19 protein-coding genes are annotated in these 20,144 nt (G+C 35.1%); 3 read left to right on the forward strand and 16 right to left on the reverse strand.

The genetic code is table 11. The features are described 5' to 3' along the window. Positions 1-160 precede the first annotated feature (160 nt). Positions 161-385 carry a helix-turn-helix domain-containing protein gene (locus KM885_RS02105; protein ID WP_010651078.1) on the forward strand — a complete coding sequence of 75 codons (225 nt, stop codon included), beginning with the start codon at positions 161-163 and terminating at the stop codon, positions 383-385. Between the two features lie 148 nt (positions 386-533). Here the strand turns inward: KM885_RS02105 and sdhB are convergent, their stop codons facing one another. From sdhB to KM885_RS02120, 3 genes are read right to left on the reverse strand one after another with little or no spacing between them, the layout of a single operon-like run. Continuing rightward, positions 534-1,298, reverse strand: a complete 765-nt coding sequence (sdhB, locus tag KM885_RS02110; protein WP_047183692.1) for a succinate dehydrogenase iron-sulfur subunit — start codon at positions 1,296-1,298, stop codon at positions 534-536. 17 nt (positions 1,299-1,315) lie between these two features. Then, positions 1,316-3,067: a succinate dehydrogenase flavoprotein subunit gene (gene sdhA / locus KM885_RS02115; RefSeq protein WP_047183691.1), complete on the reverse strand. Its 1,752-nt coding sequence runs from the start codon at positions 3,065-3,067 to the stop codon at positions 1,316-1,318. Between the two features lie 27 nt (positions 3,068-3,094). Continuing rightward, complete coding sequence (locus tag KM885_RS02120; protein WP_047183690.1) at positions 3,095-3,715, reverse strand: succinate dehydrogenase cytochrome b558 subunit; 621 nt, start codon at positions 3,713-3,715, stop codon at positions 3,095-3,097. 323 nt (positions 3,716-4,038) lie between these two features. On the opposite strand from KM885_RS02120, the gene KM885_RS02125 reads away from it, so the two are divergent. After that, entirely contained in the window at positions 4,039-4,479 is a 441-nt protein-coding gene (locus tag KM885_RS02125) for a DUF2507 domain-containing protein (RefSeq protein WP_047183689.1), read from the forward strand. A gap of 236 nt (positions 4,480-4,715) precedes the next feature. On the opposite strand, the gene uvrC is transcribed toward KM885_RS02125, so the two are convergent. From uvrC to zapA, 12 genes are all read right to left on the reverse strand, one after another. Then, entirely contained in the window at positions 4,716-6,506 is a 1,791-nt protein-coding gene (uvrC, locus tag KM885_RS02130) for an excinuclease ABC subunit UvrC (protein ID WP_204797695.1), read from the reverse strand. A gap of 187 nt (positions 6,507-6,693) precedes the next feature. Further along, positions 6,694-7,008: a thioredoxin gene (trxA, locus tag KM885_RS02135; protein WP_047183687.1), complete on the reverse strand. Its 315-nt coding sequence runs from the start codon at positions 7,006-7,008 to the stop codon at positions 6,694-6,696. Between the two features lie 138 nt (positions 7,009-7,146). After that, entirely contained in the window at positions 7,147-8,124 is a 978-nt protein-coding gene (locus KM885_RS02140; protein ID WP_047183686.1) for an electron transfer flavoprotein subunit alpha/FixB family protein, read from the reverse strand. 29 nt (positions 8,125-8,153) lie between these two features. Further along, entirely contained in the window at positions 8,154-8,927 is a 774-nt protein-coding gene (locus KM885_RS02145; RefSeq protein ID WP_047183685.1) for an electron transfer flavoprotein subunit beta/FixA family protein, read from the reverse strand. A 30-nt stretch (positions 8,928-8,957) separates the two neighbouring features. Beyond that, a complete protein-coding gene (locus KM885_RS02150; RefSeq protein WP_047183684.1) occupies positions 8,958-9,731 on the reverse strand; it encodes an enoyl-CoA hydratase in 774 nt (257 codons plus the stop codon). Between the two features lie 44 nt (positions 9,732-9,775). After that, the gene (locus tag KM885_RS02155; protein ID WP_047183683.1) at positions 9,776-10,372 is read right to left on the reverse strand and encodes a TetR/AcrR family transcriptional regulator; all 597 of its coding nucleotides are present in this window, start codon (positions 10,370-10,372) and stop codon (positions 9,776-9,778) included. A 205-nt stretch (positions 10,373-10,577) separates the two neighbouring features. Next, complete coding sequence (locus KM885_RS02160; RefSeq protein ID WP_047183682.1) at positions 10,578-12,260, reverse strand: long-chain-fatty-acid--CoA ligase; 1,683 nt, start codon at positions 12,258-12,260, stop codon at positions 10,578-10,580. A 168-nt stretch (positions 12,261-12,428) separates the two neighbouring features. After that, complete coding sequence (locus KM885_RS02165; RefSeq protein WP_047183681.1) at positions 12,429-12,836, reverse strand: DUF350 domain-containing protein; 408 nt, start codon at positions 12,834-12,836, stop codon at positions 12,429-12,431. Between the two features lie 182 nt (positions 12,837-13,018). Next, positions 13,019-15,361, reverse strand: a complete 2,343-nt coding sequence (locus KM885_RS02170) for an endonuclease MutS2 (RefSeq protein WP_047183680.1) — start codon at positions 15,359-15,361, stop codon at positions 13,019-13,021. A 21-nt stretch (positions 15,362-15,382) separates the two neighbouring features. Next, positions 15,383-17,101, reverse strand: coding sequence for a DNA polymerase/3'-5' exonuclease PolX (gene polX, locus KM885_RS02175; protein WP_216883483.1), 1,719 nt, complete (start codon positions 17,099-17,101; stop codon positions 15,383-15,385). Positions 17,102-17,266: 165 nt separating this feature from the next. Next, positions 17,267-17,809, reverse strand: a complete 543-nt coding sequence (locus KM885_RS02180; protein WP_047183678.1) for a CvpA family protein — start codon at positions 17,807-17,809, stop codon at positions 17,267-17,269. Positions 17,810-17,815: 6 nt separating this feature from the next. Further along, the gene (gene zapA, locus KM885_RS02185) at positions 17,816-18,124 is read right to left on the reverse strand and encodes a cell division protein ZapA (protein ID WP_244986880.1); all 309 of its coding nucleotides are present in this window, start codon (positions 18,122-18,124) and stop codon (positions 17,816-17,818) included. Between the two features lie 116 nt (positions 18,125-18,240). Between zapA and rnhC the strand changes: the two genes are divergently transcribed. Next, entirely contained in the window at positions 18,241-19,176 is a 936-nt protein-coding gene (gene rnhC / locus KM885_RS02190) for a ribonuclease HIII (protein WP_084823993.1), read from the forward strand. A gap of 61 nt (positions 19,177-19,237) precedes the next feature. On the opposite strand, the gene KM885_RS02195 is transcribed toward rnhC, so the two are convergent. Further along, positions 19,238-20,029 (reverse strand): LysM peptidoglycan-binding and 3D domain-containing protein, encoded by a 792-nt coding sequence (locus tag KM885_RS02195; RefSeq protein WP_047185351.1) that lies wholly within the window; start codon positions 20,027-20,029, stop codon positions 19,238-19,240. Positions 20,030-20,144: the final 115 nt, after the last annotated feature.

Consider the following 20,144-nt stretch of genomic DNA (forward strand, 5'->3'; position numbering starts at 1 on the left):
TAGATTAAATTCAAATAATAGTTTGGATACAAATTTATTCATGAAATTTTACTTTTCATGAATGAAAACACTCACTAATTTCCAGCGTCCTCATAAGCTATAGTGACTAGATAATTTCCCTTCAACATGCAGCTCTATAAGAGCAAGGAGGGGTTAACACTTGAAGGACAACGAGTATAAACCGAAGCAGTTATTAACCAAAAGAGAAAAAGAAGTATTCGAACTATTAGTACAAGACAAAACAACAAAAGAAATTGCCCAGGAATTGTTTATATCAGAGAAAACTGTCCGTAACCACATTTCAAATGCTATGCAAAAATTAGGGGTTAAGGGGCGATCACAAGCTGTAGTTGAACTTCTTCGTATGGGGGAATTGAAACTTTAAATTATTAGTTCTTATCCCAATAGAAAGATCCGAACTACACGTGATTATTAGGTCTTATAAACCATTTACTCGATTAAGCAAGTAAATGTCAAAAACCGACTTCGATAAAGAAGTCGGTTTTTGTTTGTAGGTAAAAAGTATAATTTCTTTAATGTGCGTTGTCACTACCAAAGAAATTCTTAAACGCTTGGATATTAGTTGCTCGGTTCATTGCTGCAATTGAGGTTGTTAACGGTATTCCTTTTGGACAAACTTGTACACAATTTTGCGCATTCCCACAACCGCTAATTCCACCTTCTTGCATTAAACCATCTAAACGTTCACTCTTGTTCATTTCTCCTGTTGGGTGAGCATTAAACAGACGAGCCTGAGATAATGCTGCTGGTCCAATAAAGTTTGATTTATCATTTACGTTTGGACAAGATTCTAAACATACTCCACATGACATACATTTAGATAATTCATATGCCCATTGGCGTTTCTTTTCAGGCATACGTGGCCCTGGACCAAGATCGTGTGTACCATCGATAGGAATCCATGCTTTAACTTGCTTCAATGCATCAAACATACGCTCACGGTCAATGATCAAATCACGAACAACTGGGAATGTTGACATTGGCGCTAGACGAACTGGAGTTTCCAATTCATCTACTAATGCAGCACAGGATTGTCTCGGAACACCATTAATAACCATAGAACAAGCACCACATACTTCTTCTAAACAGTTCATATCCCATTGAACCGGTGTTGTTTTTTCCCCTTTAGCATTAACAGGATTTTTACGTATTTCCATTAACCCAGAAATAACATTCATATTCTTCCGATAAGGTACTTCGAAAGTTTCCTCGTAAGGAGCAGAATCTGGGCCGTCTTGTCGAGTTATTATAAATGTAACCGTCTTTTGTTCAGCCATTTTACTTCTCTCCCCAATCAATGTTTTGTAGTATAATCACGTTCACGTGGTTTAATTAACGATATATCAACATCTTCATAACTCAGTTTAGGTGCTTGATTTTTCTCATCGAATTCAGCGATAGTAGTCTTTAAAAATTCCTCATCATTACGTTTCGGGAATTCAGGTTTATAATGTGCTCCACGACTCTCGTTACGATTATAAGCACCAAGTGTAATTACTCTTGCCAAATGAAGCATATTTTTTAATTGGCGAGTAAACATAACACCTTGGTTAGACCAACTAGATGTATCATTGATGTTGATATTTCCCCAACGTTCTAGCAATTCTTGTATCTTCTCATCTGTTTTTAGAAGTCTAGTATTTTCACGTACTACTGTAACGTTATCTGTCATCCATTCCCCTAGTTCTTGGTGAATCTGGTATGCATTTTCGTTACCGTCCATACTCATTAATTCTTTAAATTTCTCTTCTTCTTCCCTAACTTTAGAATCAAATAGTTCAGAAGAAACATCTTCAGCATGTTTATCAAGGCCATCAATATATTCAATCGCCTTAGGTCCAGCTACGGATCCACCAAATACTGCAGATAATAAGGAGTTAGCACCTAGTCGGTTCGCACCATGTTGTGAGTAGTCACATTCCCCAGCAGCAAATATTCCAGGAATGTTTGTCATTTGATTAATATCGACCCACATTCCACCCATAGAATAATGAACTGCAGGGAAAATTTTCATAGGTACTTTACGTGGGTCCTCACCGACGAATTTTTCATAGATTTCTATAATACCACCAAGTTTAATATCTAATTCTTTAGGATCTTTATGTGAAAGATCAAGATATACCATGTTTTCCCCATTAATTCCTAATTTTTCATTCACACAAACATCAAAGATTTCACGTGTTGCTATGTCACGAGGAACTAGATTACCATATGCTGGGTATCTTTCTTCAAGGAAGTACCATGGTTCACCATCTTTATAAGTCCATACACGACCACCTTCACCACGAGCAGATTCACTCATTAAGCGAAGTTTATCGTCTCCAGGAATTGCAGTTGGGTGAATCTGAATAAATTCTCCATTTGCATATTTAACACCTTGTTGATATAAGGTACTTGCAGCTGATCCTGTATTAATCATAGAATTCGTTGATTTACCAAAGATGATTCCAGGTCCACCTGTTGCAAAGATAGTTGCATCAGAACGGAATGCTTTAATTTCATGTGATTTAATATCCTGAGCCACAATTCCCCTTGCAATTCCTTCTTCATCTAATACAGCACCAACAAATTCCCAACCTTCATATTTCGTTACTAAGCCTTCTACTTCATAACGGCGAACTTGTTCGTCTAGTGCGTACAACAATTGTTGTCCAGTTGTAGCTCCTGCATATGCAGTGCGGTGGTGTTGCGTTCCCCCAAATCGACGAAAGTCTAGTAAACCTTCCGGGGTACGGTTAAACATAACACCCATACGGTCAAACATATGTATGATGCCAGGTGCTGCATCACACATTGCTTTAACCTGAGGCTGATTTGCAAGGAAATCTCCACCGTAAACAGTATCATCAAAGTGAATCCAAGGTGAATCTCCTTCACCTTTTGTATTTACCGCTCCATTAATACCACCTTGAGCACATACTGAGTGAGAACGTTTAACCGGTACAATTGAGAATAAATCTACGTTGACTCCTGCTTCAGCAGCTTTTATCGTAGCCATAAGCCCAGCAAGCCCTCCGCCAACAACAGCTATTTTGCGATTACTCATAATAACTCACTCCTTTTTTCTCTGTCTCTATACTCCATAAGCAAATGCGATTAGTGATCTTACTCCAATATAACTAAGCACAAGAAAGACTACTACGACACCATATGTAGTGATTTTTTGTGATTTAGGAGATTGTGTAATTCCCCATGTAACCATGAAGCCCCATAGTCCATTTGAAAAATGGAAAACGGTTGAAATTACACCAACTACGTAGAACCAGAACATAAATGGACTAGATAGAATACTTTCCATCAAACTATAGTTAACTTCTACTACTCCTAGTGCTTTTTGAACACGGGTCTCCCAAACATGCCATACAATAAAAATTAATGTTACTATCCCAGTGATACGTTGCAGAGCAAACATCCAATTTCGGAAAAAACCATAATTCTTCAGATTGTAGTTTGCTGTAAGAGCAATGTACACACCTAGCACCGCATGAAATAAGATTGGTAGATAAATAACAAAAATCTCTAATAAGATCAAAAATGGAAGATTTCCCATAAAACCTGCTGCTCTATTAAACTCTTCTTCTCCATAAACAGCAAAATGGTTTACTACTAAATGCGTCACCAAATAAAGTCCAATTGGTACTACCCCAAGTAATGAATGTAATCTTCTGTAAAACAACTCCCTATGTACTGCCATTTTTATCCCCCCTTAGTAGGTTAATAGAATTTGTAGTACAATTATTAAAAATAAAGCGCTTTAAAACAAACTTGCTCCTATTTTTAAAATTGTACAATCTTTTTATCAAGTTTATTGTACTTCTAACTATTGTAAGCGTCAAGAAAACGAGACACTAAATTTATCGAGAAAAGGAATATTGGAATATTAAAAGTTCATAATCGCGGCTTGATTAATCACGAAATAAAATAGATAATATGGTTTAGTTATCATTTTAAACGACGATAAGACGATAGGTTATACCTTAGGCATAACTTACGAGAGGAATAGAAAGGATGACATCCATGTCAGATAAAGCCGATAAACTAACAATTTCACAACTAGAAAAATTACATACGAATGGTGCCGGCTATGATGCTCTAAGATATATAGGCTTACCGGAAATTCTTGGTAAGGAAGCGGACTCTTTATTGTATTTCATGGGAAAAAACATAGCGCGCAATATAGAAATTGATTCATTGGAAACACTAATACTTATTTTTGAGACATTTGGTTGGGGAAAACTTGAGTTAATAAAAGAAAAGAAAAAGGAACTAATCTTTCATTTAATGGATGATTCAATAGCATTAAAACTTAATGGTCCTTTTCATACAGATTTTCGATTAGAATCAGGATTTTTAGCTGAGGCAATTCAACAAATTGAAGGTAGAGAATGCGAATGTATGGAGGAAATAAATAAACGCATTTACACGATCAAATTTTCTATATACTTTACGGATAAATGAACAAAGGCGCAAGCGCCCGTTTAGCGACGTACGGACTGGACTGAGCCGTAGGAGATAAAGGAAACACGACGAACGGAGTGAGTCGATGTTGACTTATCGCACGGAGGTGAAGGAAGTCTCGCTAGTCGCTGGGCGCTGGAGCCGGACGTGGCTATTTCTGTATCTAAGTTATTCACAGCCATATAAATTTTATGATTTTCTAGACAAATAAAAAGGAGGGTAGTTAGTATTTAAAACTATCGCTCCTCCTCTTTACTTTTATTTAAAAAATTAATAATTTCTTTTGCAGTATTACTAGGTATCCCTAGTTTTGTAATTTCTTTCAAATCCGATCTCTTTATTTCATCTATTGATTTAAAATGTTGAAGTAATAACTTTCTTCGTTTTTCTCCGACTCCAGGAATATTATCTAACTCAGATTGAAATAAGCTTTTTCCACGTAATTGTCGGTGAAACGATATCGCAAAACGATGGACCTCATCTTGTATTCGTTGTACAAGATAAAACTCTTGGGACTTCCTTGATAAAGAGACTACTTCTGGAGGATCCCCATACAATAATTCACTCGTTCTGTGCCGATCATCTTTAGCTAATCCACATAAAGGTATATCTAGACCTAATTCATTTTCTAACACATCAAGCGCCGCACTCATTTGGCCTTTACCGCCATCTATAACAATCAAATCTGGTAGTGGCAAATCTTCTTTTAATACTCGAGTATATCTCCTGCGTATGACTTCACGCATTGTCTCGTAATCATCCGGACCTTTCACATCTTTAATTTTGTATTTTCGATAGTCTTTTTTACTTGGTTTTCCATCAACAAATACAATCATGGCTGATACCGGGCTTGTACCTTGAATATTTGAATTATCAAAAGCCTCAATGCGATGTGGAGTTGCTATATTTAGCTCTTCTCCTAATTTTTCAACAGCAAGTATAGTCCGTTCCTCGTCTCTTTCGATTAATGAAAATTTCTCTTTTAAAGCAATTTTTGCATTTTCAGAAGCTAGCTCTACCAGTTCTTTCTTCTTCCCTCTATACGGAGTATGGACCTCTACTTCTAGTAATTCCTTTAAGATGTCTGTGTCTGTTCCGATAGGCACCAGTATTTGCTTTGGTTTAATATGTTGTTCGTGTAAATAGAACCTTCCAATGAAGCTTAAAAAAGTTTCCTCAGGAGTATCGAAAAACGGGAATAACGAAACATCCCTTTCGATTAGCTTTCCTTGTCTTACAAAAAATACTTGAACACACATCCAACTTTTATCATAACTATACCCAAAAATATCACGATTCACATTATCGTTAAGGGTCATTTTTTGCTGTTCCATAACCGACTCAATATGCTGAATTTGATCTCTATATTCCTTTGCCCGCTCAAAATTAAGTTGTTCACTCGCTTCTAACATTTTTTCTTTCAAATTCTGTTTGATATCTTTAAATCCACCTTGAAGAAAAGAAGTTATTTCCTGAATAATAGCTTGATATTCTTCAGTAGAAAGTGGATTGTCCCCACATGCTCGGCACTGATTCATATGATAATATAAGCAAGGACGTCCGGATGGATTATTACATTTACGTAGCGGGTATAATCGGTCTAATAATTTTTTAGTTTCCTTAGCTGCAATAACGTTTGGATATGGGCCAAAATATTTTCCTTTATCTTTTTTTAATTTCCGTGTAATTAAAAGTCGAGGATGTCTTTCCGAGGTTATTTTTAAATATGGATAAGACTTATCGTCCTTCAGCATTATATTATATCTTGGATCGTATTTTTTTATTAAGTTCATTTCCAAAATTAATGCTTCCATCTCTGAAGACGTAACAACATATTCAAAGTCAACAATCTCTTGTACTAATCGTTGTGTTTTTTGGTCATGTGCCCCTGTAAAGTAGGAACGAACCCTATTTCTTAATGTTTTGGATTTTCCAACATAAATAACAGTTCCATGCCTATCCCTCATCAAATAACAGCCGGGCTTAGCCGGTAATACCGCTAATTTTTCACTTATCGTTCTATTCATATGTTTACAATCCTTTTATATTTAGAAATATTCTACGAGAACATTATCTTAGAAAACTTGGGGTTTGCCAAGCTTTTTGGCGATTCACTTTCGTTGCACTTATGTGGAAAAAAGAATTTAACATACCTGTCCGCTGAGAAAATCCCTTGTTACTTCGTGTAACAAGGGATTGAATCGTGGTTATTCATTAAGCATGCTTATTTATTAAATCAACTAATGCCTCTTTTGGTTGGTAACCAATTACTTGGTCAACTACGTTTCCATCTTTAAATAATAATAAAGTAGGAATACTCATTACACCAAATTTGCTAGCTGTTTCTTGATTTTCATCTACGTCTAATTTAACAATTTGAACTTTTTCGCTCATTTCTCCATCAATTTCTTCTAGGACTGGAGCAATCATTTTACAAGGACCGCACCATGGAGCCCAAAAGTCAGCTAAAACTAAACCTTTTGAAGTTTGTTCAGCAAAATCTTTATCTGTAACATTTTCAATAGCCATCTTAATTCCTCCTTTTTATGACTTTAACCACGTAGGTTGAGTATACCATTGTTAATATTGTACTTCCTAATACTTTGCTTATTCAGAATAAATGGGCCCTCTTCTATAAATGAAGTAGACCCATCATCAAAGGTATAGTTAACTTACTGCTACTTTCTTGAATTCTTCTATTAACATTGGAATAACTTCGAATAAGTCACCAACGATTCCATAGTCCGCGATATTAAAAATATTAGCCTCAGGATCTTTATTAATGGCTACGATAACCTTAGAATTAGACATTCCTGCAAGGTGTTGGATTGCTCCAGATATTCCAACTGCAATATATAAATCCGGAGTAACTACTTTACCGGTTTGCCCAATTTGCAGTGAATAATCGCAATAGTCCGCATCACATGCTCCGCGTGAAGCCCCAACCACTGCACCAAGAACTTCTGCAAGTTCATATAATGGTTTAAATCCATCTGCACTTTTAACTCCACGACCACCAGCTACAATTACCTTTGCTTCTGATAAGTCTACACCTTCCGAAGTTTTACGAACCACTTCTTTTACAATTGTGCGTAAATCTTTGATATCAACATCCACATTATTAATGTTTCCTGAACGAGAATCATCACGATCTAATGCGGCAATGTTGTTTGGTCTAATTGTAATGAAAGGTATTCCAGATGTAATCACTTTTTTCTCAAAAGCTTTTCCAGAATAAATTGGTCTAATAAATACTGGTTGATCACCGTCTGTTTCAATATCAATTGCATCCGAAATCAAACCAGATTCTAGTTTACTTGCTAGCTTCGGAGAAAGATCTTTTCCGATTGATGTATGGCCCATGATAATTGCATCTGGAGATTCTTGTTTCACTACAGCTAATACCGCTTGCCCAAATGCTTCAGAGGTATATGATTTCAAATTATCATTTTTAACAGTTATCGCACGGTCTGCACCATAGTAAATAAGCTCTTGTGCCAAATTTTCCAAATCATCATCCGCACATACTAAACCAATAACTTCACCATCTGGTTTTATTTTTTTCGCAGCCGCTATAGCCTCAAATGATACATTACGAATTTCCCCTTCTTTTGTTTCTGCAATAACTAAAATTTTCTCACTCATGTCTACCTCTCCCTTCTTTTATCACCTATTTATAGTACTTTCGCTTCATTTTTAAGCAGTGAAACTAGTTCTTTCACCTGATCCTCTAATTCACCTTCTAAAACTTTTCCTGCTTCTTTTTCAGCCGGCAAGAAAATATCAATCGTTTTTGTTTTAGCTTCAACATCGTCCTCATCAATGTCTAAATCATCTAATTCCAATTCTTCGAGTGGTTTCTTTTTCGCTTTCATAATTCCTGGTAGGGAAGGATAACGTGGTTCATTTAAACCTTGTTGACAGGTAACAAGAAGTGGTAAAGAACTTTCAATTACTTCGACGTCACCTTCTACATCTTTTTCAATATTTACCGTCTTACCATCAATAGAAAGCTTTGTAATCGTTGTAACGTATGGTATTCCAAGTAGTTCAGCAACTCGTGGTCCAACTTGTCCACTAGCTTCATCAATGGCAACGTTACCTGCGAGGATTAAATCCACTTCTTTATCTTCGAAAAACGCTTCCAAAATTTTTGCTGTTGTAAATTGATCTCCTTCTTCAAGGTCTTCTTCCGTATTAATTAGAACAGCTTTATCTGCACCCATTGCTAATGCCGTCCGTAATTGTTTTTCAGATTCCTCATCTCCGATTGTGACAACGGTTACTTCACCGCCATGCTCATCACGTTGTTTAATCGCTTCTTCGACTGCGTATTCGTCGTATGGATTAATAATGAATTCTGCACCATCTTCTTCAATTACACCATTTGATACTACAATCTTTTCTTCTGTATCAAATGTTCTTTTTAACAATACATAAATGTTCATTTAATATTCCTCCTTTATCTTCTTATCCTTCTATTTATCTTGGAAATTAGGTTTACGTTTTTCTATAAAGGCTTGAACTCCTTCTCTAGCATCGGCATTCGTAAATACCTTACTGAATGCAATCGCCTCTTCTTGTACCCCTTTTTCAAATAAATCAGATTTAGAAAAATTAACTAGATGCATAATTTGATTAATAACAGGTTTACTCATGGATACAATTTTTTCCGCCAATTTAGTTGCCTCTGAAATCAATTCCTCTTCTTTCACCACCTTATTAGCTAGACCAAATGCAAAAGCATCTGTTCCTGAAATAGGTTCACCTGTAAGCATCATTTCATAAGCTTTGGCGTTACCAACATACCTTGGTAAACGTTGGGTTCCTGCATACCCCGGGATTATACCTAAAGTTATTTCAGGTAATCCCAGTTTAGAATTTTCAGTGACGATTCGAATATGACAAGCCATCGCCAATTCCAATCCGCCACCAAAGGCACCGCCATGAATAGCTGCAATAACTGGAATAGAGAAATTTTCTATCCGGTTAAATAGCTCTTGTCCTTTATTTGAAAAGGTTCGGCTATCGCTAGAGTTCTGCATAGAAGTAAATTCTTTAATATCCGCTCCAGCAGAGAAGAACCTTCCATCTCCTTTAATAACTACTGCTTTTACAGATGGTTCTTCTTCAATTTTATTGAGCTTTCCTTCTAATTCAGATAGTAGACTACTAGATAATGCATTTGCCGGCGGGCTTTGAATGGTCAGATTTGCAATATTTTTATTGATTTCAAACTGAATTTTCCCCATAAGTTTCCTCCCCTTTTTTCATTGTAAACTAATTTATCAAAATTTTAAACTATTTTATCTATTCGACAAATTCCTCCAATTAACAATTGGTGAACTTGCTCAACCTCGGCGGTTAAATCGTACTTGCAATCTTTCATGACCCAATTTGTAACAATTTCATCAAGCGTTCCAAATATCATCTGCCTTACTAAAGGTATTTTTAAATTATCCCGAAATAATTTATCATTTATTCCTTCCATAAGAATATTATCAATTACTGTTAAATAAGGTTTTAGTACACTATTTATTTCATAACGTAATTCATAATTGGATTGTCTTAATTCCAATTGTGTTACTATCGCCAAATTACGGTCTTCTGAAAGTTGAGTAAAATGCATTTCGATTAATGTCAATAATTTTTCATTTGCATTCTTTTTTTGATTAATTTGATGAACGGTTCTATCAATAAACTGACCCATTTTTTCTTTAAACATAGTAATTAATATATCTTCTTTATTTTTAAAATAAAGATAAATGGTTCCATCAGCTACACCAGCTGCTTTTGCGATTTTAGAAACTTGGGAACCATGGAATCCATTTTCTGCAAAAACTTTAACTGCGGCATCTATAATTTGATAATACTTTGGTCGATTATTTTTCATATTTTACTCCTTAGGAAACTTGGCATTCGTATTTTAGACTGGAGAATACCTTAACTGTGCTTAACAGGATAAGAAAATTTATGCTTACTAATCTGCTAAGAATATAATGAATGAATACTCATTCATATCTCCATGGTAATAAAAATAATAAAAAAAGTCAATGCCATAGCGTGTCCTATTAACCTGTAAAAAAAGAAATACAAAATTATACTTTCTCTTTTTCTTTATCGTCCTCCACCAATTTTCTTCTTAAAATCTTTCCTACAGCTGTTTTCGGTAATTCATCTAGAAACTCGTATATTTTAGGAACTTTATAGACTGCCAGATTTTCCTTCATAAATTTATCTAATTCTTCTTTTGTAATTTGGTACCCTTTCTTTAATACAATATACGCTTTTACGGTTTCACCTCGGTAGGAGTCGGGAACACCGGCTACAACTGCTTCTTGAACCGCTTCATGCTCATAGAGAACTTCTTCTACTTCCCTCGGATAAATATTATAACCACTTGCAATTATCATATCCTTTTTCCGATCTACGATATAGAAATAACCATCTTCATCCATATACCCTAAATCACCAGTTAACAACCAACCATCTTTCAATACTTTCTCTGTCTCCTCTGGATTATTCCAATAACCTTGCATAATCTGAGGACCTTTTACAGCAATTTCACCAATTTCGCCCAAATCTACTTCTTCTAAATCGGAATCTACACGAAACACTTTCGCATCTGTATCTGGCCATGGTACACCTATACTTCCATTTACTCGTTTTCCCCAAATAAAATTAGCGTGAGTAACAGGAGAAGATTCCGTCAATCCATACCCTTCAACAAGTCTTCCACCAGTTATCTTTTCAAATTTCTCTTGTACTTCTATAGGGAGAGCAGCAGATCCACTTAAACAAGCCTCTATAGAAGATAAATCATACTCATTAAGATTAGGATGGTTTAATAGCGCAATATAAATTGTCGGCGCACCAGGAAATAAAGTAGGCCTTTGTTTTGATATCGCCTTCAAAATGTCATCTGGATTAAACTTTGGCATTAAAATCATTTTAGATCCTTGCATCACTGCAAAATTCATTACAGTTGTCATTCCGTACACATGAAAAAACGGTAACACCGCTAATACTGTTTGACGCTTATTCTTTGATTTGTATAGCCATGCATTACACATTTGAACATTTGCAACTAAATTATAATGAGTGAGCATCACACCTTTTGGATTACCAGTAGTTCCGCCGGTATACTGAAGAAGGGCTAAGTCTTCTTTTGGATTTATTTCCACCTCTAGATACTCACTACTTGCCATGTCTAACATATCTCTCCATACGTGGGTATCATGAGTTTGTTCAACATTAACAACTATGTTATATTCACGTTTTTGTATAAATGGGTAAATCAGATTTTTGGGAAAGGGAAGGTAATCTTTAATTCTAGTAACAATAGCGTGTTGAAGATTTGTTCTGTCACGTACATTTTTTACTTTCGGCAATAAGATATCTAAACAAACAATAAATTTGGCTTCTGAATCTACTAATTGATACTCAAGTTCTCTTTCCGTGTACAAAGGATTCGTTTGAACAACAATACCACCTGCCATAAGTGTAGCGTAATAGCTAATTACAGATTGCGGGGTGTTTGGAAGCATAATAGCTACTTTATCCCCTTTCACTAAATCTAGTGATTGAAGATAACTGGCCATTTTTTTTGATTGTAAATAAAGTTCGGTGAATGTCATTTCTTTTCCCATAAAGTGAAGCGCTATATCCCCACTGTACCGTTCAGCACTTTCCCGTAAGAACATGTGTAGCGGTTTTTCATCATAAGATAAGCTTATTGGTATTTCACTTGGATAATGATCATGCCACTTTTTATAATCCACTTACATACCTCCTTTTTACTTATTATGACCATTATACAAATTAAATGCTATTTTTTGAATATTTTTAAAGAAAATAAACAACTCCGCAAATCATGAAAATAGCAGCTACAACTATTAATATTTTAGCTAATCTTTCAAATACCATCCATTTTCCACCTCTCTTCTATGTCAACGAATATTTGCACCTATAACAAATGATAATCCAATGGATATCATCATAGATATAAATCCAACTGCTTGATTCCCTTTACCTATTTCTTCATCTACTTTTATAGTTGGTGTAAGAAACTCAAAGATAAAATAACCAAGGAGTAATAAAAGAAATCCAAAAGCTCCCCAACCTATACTTTGCAGAATCGTATCGTTATGTTCAATGGAATAACGAAAAATAGTAGCTATTCCAAAAAGCTTTCCTCCTGTTGCCATTGCGACAGCAAAATTTCCATTTTTAATTTCTTGCCAATTTTTATATGAAGTAACCAATTCAAAAATTGCTAGGAAAATCATGGTACATAGTACAACAACACTATATCTTGCAGCAGTTATCACTACAATATTTTCCCAAAACATTTCCATGAAAAAGCCCCTTTCGTCCTTATTCCAAGCCTATCATACCATGTTTTTAAAATAACTTCTTATGTGAATATTTATAAAGAAAAAGTAGCCAGGTGCAATTGAAACCCTTAGAGAGGTTGTTCAAAAGTCCGATTCGACTATGTTCCGTCACTTGTCGGGGCATGGCTACTTTTAAGTTAAAACTAACGAAACTCTATTACAGTAACTCCACTTCCACCTTCACCATTTGCACCAGGTCTTGATGAAGCAATATTCGGATGGTTTTTCACAAAGTCCTGTACACCTTTTCGTAAAGCCCCTGTTCCTTTTCCATGAATTATAGACACTCTCGGATAACCAGCTAACAGGCTGTCATCTATATATTTTTCCAATTTAAGTAGAGCATCTTCATAACGCTCCCCCCTTAAATCTAATTCTGTCTTAACATGGTAATTGGAACCTTTAATCGTTGTAACAGGTTTTACATCATTTTGTTTAGGTTTACCTAATAACTGTAAGTCTTTACGTTTCATCTTTACTTTCATAATTCCGACTTGTACTAAATATTCATTATCACTAACTTTTTCCAGTACTTCACCCTTTTGATTTACCGTTAACAACTTGACTTCATCTCCTGGGTGAAGTTCATTCGTTTCTTTTGCAGAAACCTTTTGTGTTGAAGCATTTTTTCTTAATAGATTCGGTTTTGCTTCTTCCAACATCTTTTTAGCTTCAATCCACTCATGCTCTTTTATTTCCACATTGGATTTCATATTTTTCATTTCATCTACAATGATTTGTGCTTCTTCACGAGCTTTTGTTAGAGCTTTTTCAGCTTTTTCTTCCGCTTTTTTAAATAGTTGTTCCCGTTTATCCAGGAACTGTTTGTACTCTTTTTCCAGCTGATTGTGGATTTTTTCGCTTTCTAATAATACTTTGTGCGCTTCTTCATAGTCCTTTTCAGCTGAAATTTGAGACTGTTCTAATGAAGCAATCATATTTTCTACATTTTTAGAATCTACCCCAACTAATCCTTTCGCTCTATCAATGATTTGGGGATCTAACCCTAACCGACTTGATATTTCAAATGCATTACTTCTCCCGGGAATGCCGATTAATAATCGATACGTCGGTTGTAATGTTTCGACATCAAATTCAACAGAGGCATTAATTACATTTTCACGATTATAACCATATGCCTTCAATTCCGGATAATGAGTTGTGGCAATAACCTGAGCACCTCTGGAAATAACTTCATCTAATATTGCCATAGCCAGTGCTGCACCTTCACCTGGATCTGTTCCTGAACCCAATTCATCAAATAATACGAATGAACGATGGTCCACATTTTTAATAATATCCACAATATTTGTCATGTGAGATGAAAAAGTACTTAAGTTCTGTTCAATCGATTGTTCATCTCCAATATCTGCAAACACCTCATGGAAGACTGCTAACTCACAACCGTCTAATGCTGGTACTTGTAATCCGGACTGAGCCATTAATGTACATAATCCAACCATTTTTAATGTAACTGTCTTCCCACCTGTGTTTGGCCCCGTAATAACAATAGACGAATAAGACTCGCCTATTTCAATATCGTTTGGAACAACTTCTTCTACAGGGATTAGTGGGTGACGTGCTTGTTTCATTTTTATAATACCTTGATTATTCATTTTTGGTTTTGCAGCTTTCATTTGATTTCCTAATAAGGCTCTAGCATGAATAAAATCAATTTCGCCTAATATAGATACATTCTGATGAAGAAATTCACTCTGTTCCGCAATTAATCCGCTTAATTCATTTAAAATCCGATCTATCTCTTGTTTTTCTTTCATATAAGCAGCTTGTAAGTGATTATTTAATTCCACTACTGCTTTTGGTTCCATAAATAACGTTTGACCAGACGATGATTGATCATGAACAATTCCGCCAATAGACGCACGGTACTCTTGTTTTACCGGTATAACGTAACGATCATTTCTTATGGTCACGATGGAGTCAGATAACATTTTACTATTTGACCTTGTATAACCTTCTAATTTTTCTTTCACTTTGGACTCGTATGAACGTATAGATGAACGTATACCACGTAACGTCTGGGATGCACTATCCATTACATGGCCATGATCATCAATACAATTTTTAATTTCTTGTTCCAGTTCCCGGAGAGAAATAATTTCGTCTACCATTTCTTTTAATATTGGTAAATCAACTTCTAGACTTCCAATAAAATTCTTTACTTTTCTTCCACCATAAATGGTATTTGCTACGTTTAAACATTCTTCAGTAGTTAAAGTACCACCTATTTCACTTCTTTTGAGACTCATTCGAATATCTGTAATTCCGCCTAAAGGAATAGATTGATTTAGTCTTATAATTTGTGCTGCTTCATCCGTTTCATCTTGCATTCGATTTACTTTCTCTATTTCAGTTGAAGGTTTCATATTGGAAACATAGTCTTTACCAATGGATGTAGCTGCTTGATTGATTAATTGCTCAATAATTTTCGGAAATTCTAATATTTGAAGCACACGGTCATTCATACTTCTAAACTCCTTTTATTTCTACTTATTCCTGCTAAAAAAATTCATTAGTTTATCTTTATCCCATGTATTTATTACAGTATCTTTACGAACCCAACCTTTTCTCGCTGTTCCTACGCCATACTTCATATGTTCAAGCATATGGTAACTGTGTGCATCAGTATTTATAGCTAGAAGAACTCCCGCCTCCTGGGCCTGCCTTGCCCACTTAGCCGATAAATCTAAACGGTTTGGATTTGCATTAATTTCTAAAGCTGTATTTGTTTCTTTCGCTTTTTCAATTAACTTATTTACATCAACTTGATAGCCATCCCGTCTACCAATTAGTCTTCCGGTGGGATGGGCAATTAATGAAACGTACGGATTCTCCAATGCTGCAAACAATCTTTCCATGATTTGCTCCTCAGATTGGTTGAAACTGGAATGAATCGCCCCAATAACGAAATCCATTTCTGTTAAGAAGTCATCTGAAAAATCTAAACTACCATCCGGTAAAATATCCATCTCCACTCCAGCAAATATATGAATATCATCATATCTCTCATTTAACTTATCAATTTCTTCCCTCTGTTTTCTTAATCGACTTTCGTCTAATCCATTTGCAACACGTAGATACTTTGAATGATCTGTAATCGCTACATAGGAATAACCTTTATTTCGTACTTGATTAACCATTTCTTCCAATGATTGTGCACCATCACTGTACGTTGTATGCATATGTAAATCGCCTTTAATATCATCAAGTTTTAAGAAGGGATAAGCTTTATCAAAAGACTCAACTTCCCCCGTATTCTCACGTATCTCAGGAGGAACATACGTTAAACCAAAATGATGGAAAAAATCTTCCTCACTTTTAAAAGTTAGAACTTCTTTTGTCTCCTCGATTTCCACACCATACTCGCTAATCTTCTCGCCACGGGACTTTGCTAATTGCCTCATAGCCACATTATGGTCTTTTGATCCAGTAAAATGATGTAAGGTCGTTGCAAATTCCTTTTCTGTAACGATTCGAAAATCCACGTTTACATCATATACATCATCATAGATAACAGATACCTTTGTATCTCCTTTTGCAATAACGTCCTTTATACCAGGCATGTCCAAAAGTTGATTTCTAATGGACTCAGGATTTTTTGTTGAAATAATAAAATCAATATCCTTTATCGTCTCCTTCATTCGCCTTAAACTTCCGGCCAATGAAAACTTTTCAACATCTTTCATCGATTTTATATAGGTCTCTATTTTTTCTGCAATAGGTATAACATTAGCAATCGGTAGCCGTTCTGGACGGGTCCCCGCTTCCTCGATTGCTGCTAAAATTTTTTCCGCTGTTTTTTTACCGAAGCCAGGAAGAGTTTCAACCTTACCATTCTCACATGCCGCTCTTAATGACTCTACATCCGTTACGTTTAGCTCCTGATAAAGCTTTGATAACTTTTTACCGCCTAATCCTGGTAATTGCAGTAATGGAATTAAACCATTTGGAACTTCTTGCTCAAGTTGTTTAAGTGTCTCTGATGACCCTTTTTCTATATATTCCAAAATAACGGTATTGGTCCCCTTACCAATTCCCTTAATCTTTGTGAAATCATCAATTTCAGCAAGCGATCGTTCATCTTTTTCTAAAGCTTGAGCAGCTTTTCTATAGGCTGATATTTTAAAAGAATTCTCGCCCTTAAGTTCTAAATATATTGCAATTTTCTCTAGTAATTTTATAATATCTTTTTTATTTATTGCCATTGTTATTTTCACCTTTTCATTAGAAAAATTACATGTAGCTCATGATATACTGTACAAAATTAAAAGACTAATCCTTCTTATGTTAATACAATTGTACATGAGATACAATTGTATAACTAATAAGATGAATCAGTCTTAATTTATTTGCTGGATAAAGTCCAAATTCTACTTATCTTCCATAAAAGAGAACCATAAATCTAAAATTTTACCCGAGAAATAAGGTGTCTGTTCAACAATAAATAATGCAATTGGTGACCCAGTTATCCATCCTTGCACTGTTTCTACTGGTGTTAATGCTAAGATATATAAAATAATAAATGCAATCAAATATACTTCTATAAATCCCAAAACCGCACCAAGCAATTTATTAACAGAATTAATAACAGGGATGGAGGCAACAAAATCGAGCATAGAAGCTATAATCTGCATGAAAATTTTAACAGCAATGAAAATAAGTACAAATGCTACTGCATTATAAAACCCTTTTTCCAATGGTAACGTTTGAAGAAATGAAGCCCAAGTACTTTCAGGTAATTCTGGGTACGGTATCCACAGTGCTAGTTTTGGCCCCAAATCATCACAATACATCGCTGCTACGGCAAAAGCTACGATAAATCCTACTAAATGTAATATTTGTAAAATCAATCCTCTTTTAAGCCCCATAAAAAAGCCAAACATTAAAAACAATAATAATACAAGATTAAACATATTCTACTATTCCTCTTTCCTTTTCAATGAACCTACCAATCTTGCATAATCTTCCTTTAACTTTAAGTAATCATTCATCGTATTTAAAGCGGTTAGTACAGCAAGACTTTCTGTATCAAGATTTCTATTAGCATTTTGCAAATCCTTCATTTTTTGATTAACAAGAGTTGCAACTAAACGTACATGACTTGCGGATTCTTCATCTGCAACTACTGTATAAGGTCTATTTTTTATTTCCACGGTAACACGTTCTTTTTTTACTTCCGCCACGAGAAAAGCCTCCCTGCCAAAGAATTCTACACCTAATATTAACATGAACCTGCTATTTTAAAAAGATTTTCCTTATCCTACGTAGTTTGCTATAGTCAATATATATTGTTAAATGTTTAATTAAATTCCTATGTTAAGGAAATTTCTAAAGGAGAGATATCTTGGGACAGATTGTAACTGAATTATCAAAAGAAATTATTCTAGAAATGAAACAGTACTATCAGAATGCTCTTACCTCTACACCGCAAGGAGCAGTATTTCGAGCTAAGACTTCCAGTGCCGTTATTACCTCATATAAATCAGGTAAAGTACTATTCCAAGGAAAATCTCCTGAAGTGGAAGCTGATAAATGGGTAAATAATAAGACACAACCTAGCTTAATAAAAACTAAAACAAACAAAAAACATACCTATTCACCAGAGCCAACAATATTTTCAAATAGTCATATTGGTTCTGATGAAGCTGGTACTGGAGATTATTTCGGACCAATTACAGTGGGAGCGGTCTATGTAGAGAAAGAGCAAATCAATTTATTAAAGGATTTGGGAATTAGAGACTCCAAAAACTTAACTGACCCTATCATTAAGGACTTATCTAAAGAAATTGTGAAATTAAATATTCCGTATTCGCTTGTTATTTTACATAATGAAAAATATAACCGATTACAAAGAAAAGGTTGGTCCCAGGGGAAAATGAAAGCAATGTTACACCATGCAGCCATAAATCATTTGAGAAAAAAAATCGGTAAAGAAGCATTTTACGAAGGTATATTAATTGATCAGTTTTGTGAACCAGGTGTATATATCAATTATTTAAAATCAGAAAATCGAGTATTACAAGAAAAAACCTATTTTATGACAAAAGCAGAAAGTTACTCTATTGCTGTGGCTGCAGGTTCTATTGTTGCTAGAACTAGTTTTGTCAAGGAAATAGAAAAACTTTCAAATGAATTTGGCATTGAATTACCAAAAGGAGCTTCTAATAAAGTAGATCAGGTTATCGCAAAAATCATTAAAACAAAGGGAGAAAACGCCTTAGATTCGTTGGCAAAAGTACACTTTGCAAACACAAAAAAAGCAATAAAATACTTAAATTAGTTGATTATGTAAAAAAAGGTTGCTTATGCATGCATAAGCAACCTTTTTATTTTAAAGAAAGCTAGTCAACGATAGTTACCTCAACGGTACGTCTGCCCCAATTATTTGCTTGTTCTTTCGTCGGTACATGGATATCAATCTTATTTCCATTAATTGCACCACCTGTATCCGAAGCAGTTGCATAACCATATCCTTCCACATGTACTTTAGTTCCTAAAGGAATGACATTTGGATCTACAGCAATTACTTTCGCATTTGGATTTGATCTTAAATCAACACCAGTTGCTGTTATACCGGAACATCCTGTACAATGAGCGGTATATGCTGTAGCTTCAACGGAAATGGTTTTCCCTTGTGGTGTCGAATCATTATTAGTACTTTCTTGTGTAGTTTCCTTTTCCTCCTTGACCTCAATTGAAGTTACTTTAGCATCAGATGCAGGATTGGAGTTTACCGCTGGAACATTACCATTCAAAGTTAGTTTCTGACCGGCATAAATCATGTTAGATGATAGATTATTCATTGATTTTAGTTGGGTTACGGTTAAACCGTTATTTCCACTAATCTTACCTAATGTATCCCCTTTTTTAACAATATAATAACCTTCTTGATGACCTTGTTGTTTTTCCTGTTTTACTTCCTTGCCACCTTCAGTTTGTAAAATTTGTTTTGGATAGATTAACGTACCTTTTAAGTTATTCACTTCCATTAACGATTCTACTGTTGTGTTATGTGCTAATGCAATTTCCCAAAGTGTATCCCCTTTTTGCACTTCATGTTGTGCTGATGCTACGGTTATTCCCACAAAGCTTGCCAAGATCAATCCCAAAAATACGGCTACTAAATTTTTCATTATGTAGTCCCCCTTTTAATTGATTAAAGCCTTTGTTGCACTTTTGCAGACTTTTACGGTGGGGCGAGTAATGAAGCCCCTGGAAGAAAGTTTGAACTTTCCTATCTGCCAAGCT

Source organism: Oceanobacillus caeni, assembly GCF_019037185.1.
GTDB lineage: Bacteria > Bacillota > Bacilli > Bacillales > Amphibacillaceae > Oceanobacillus > Oceanobacillus caeni.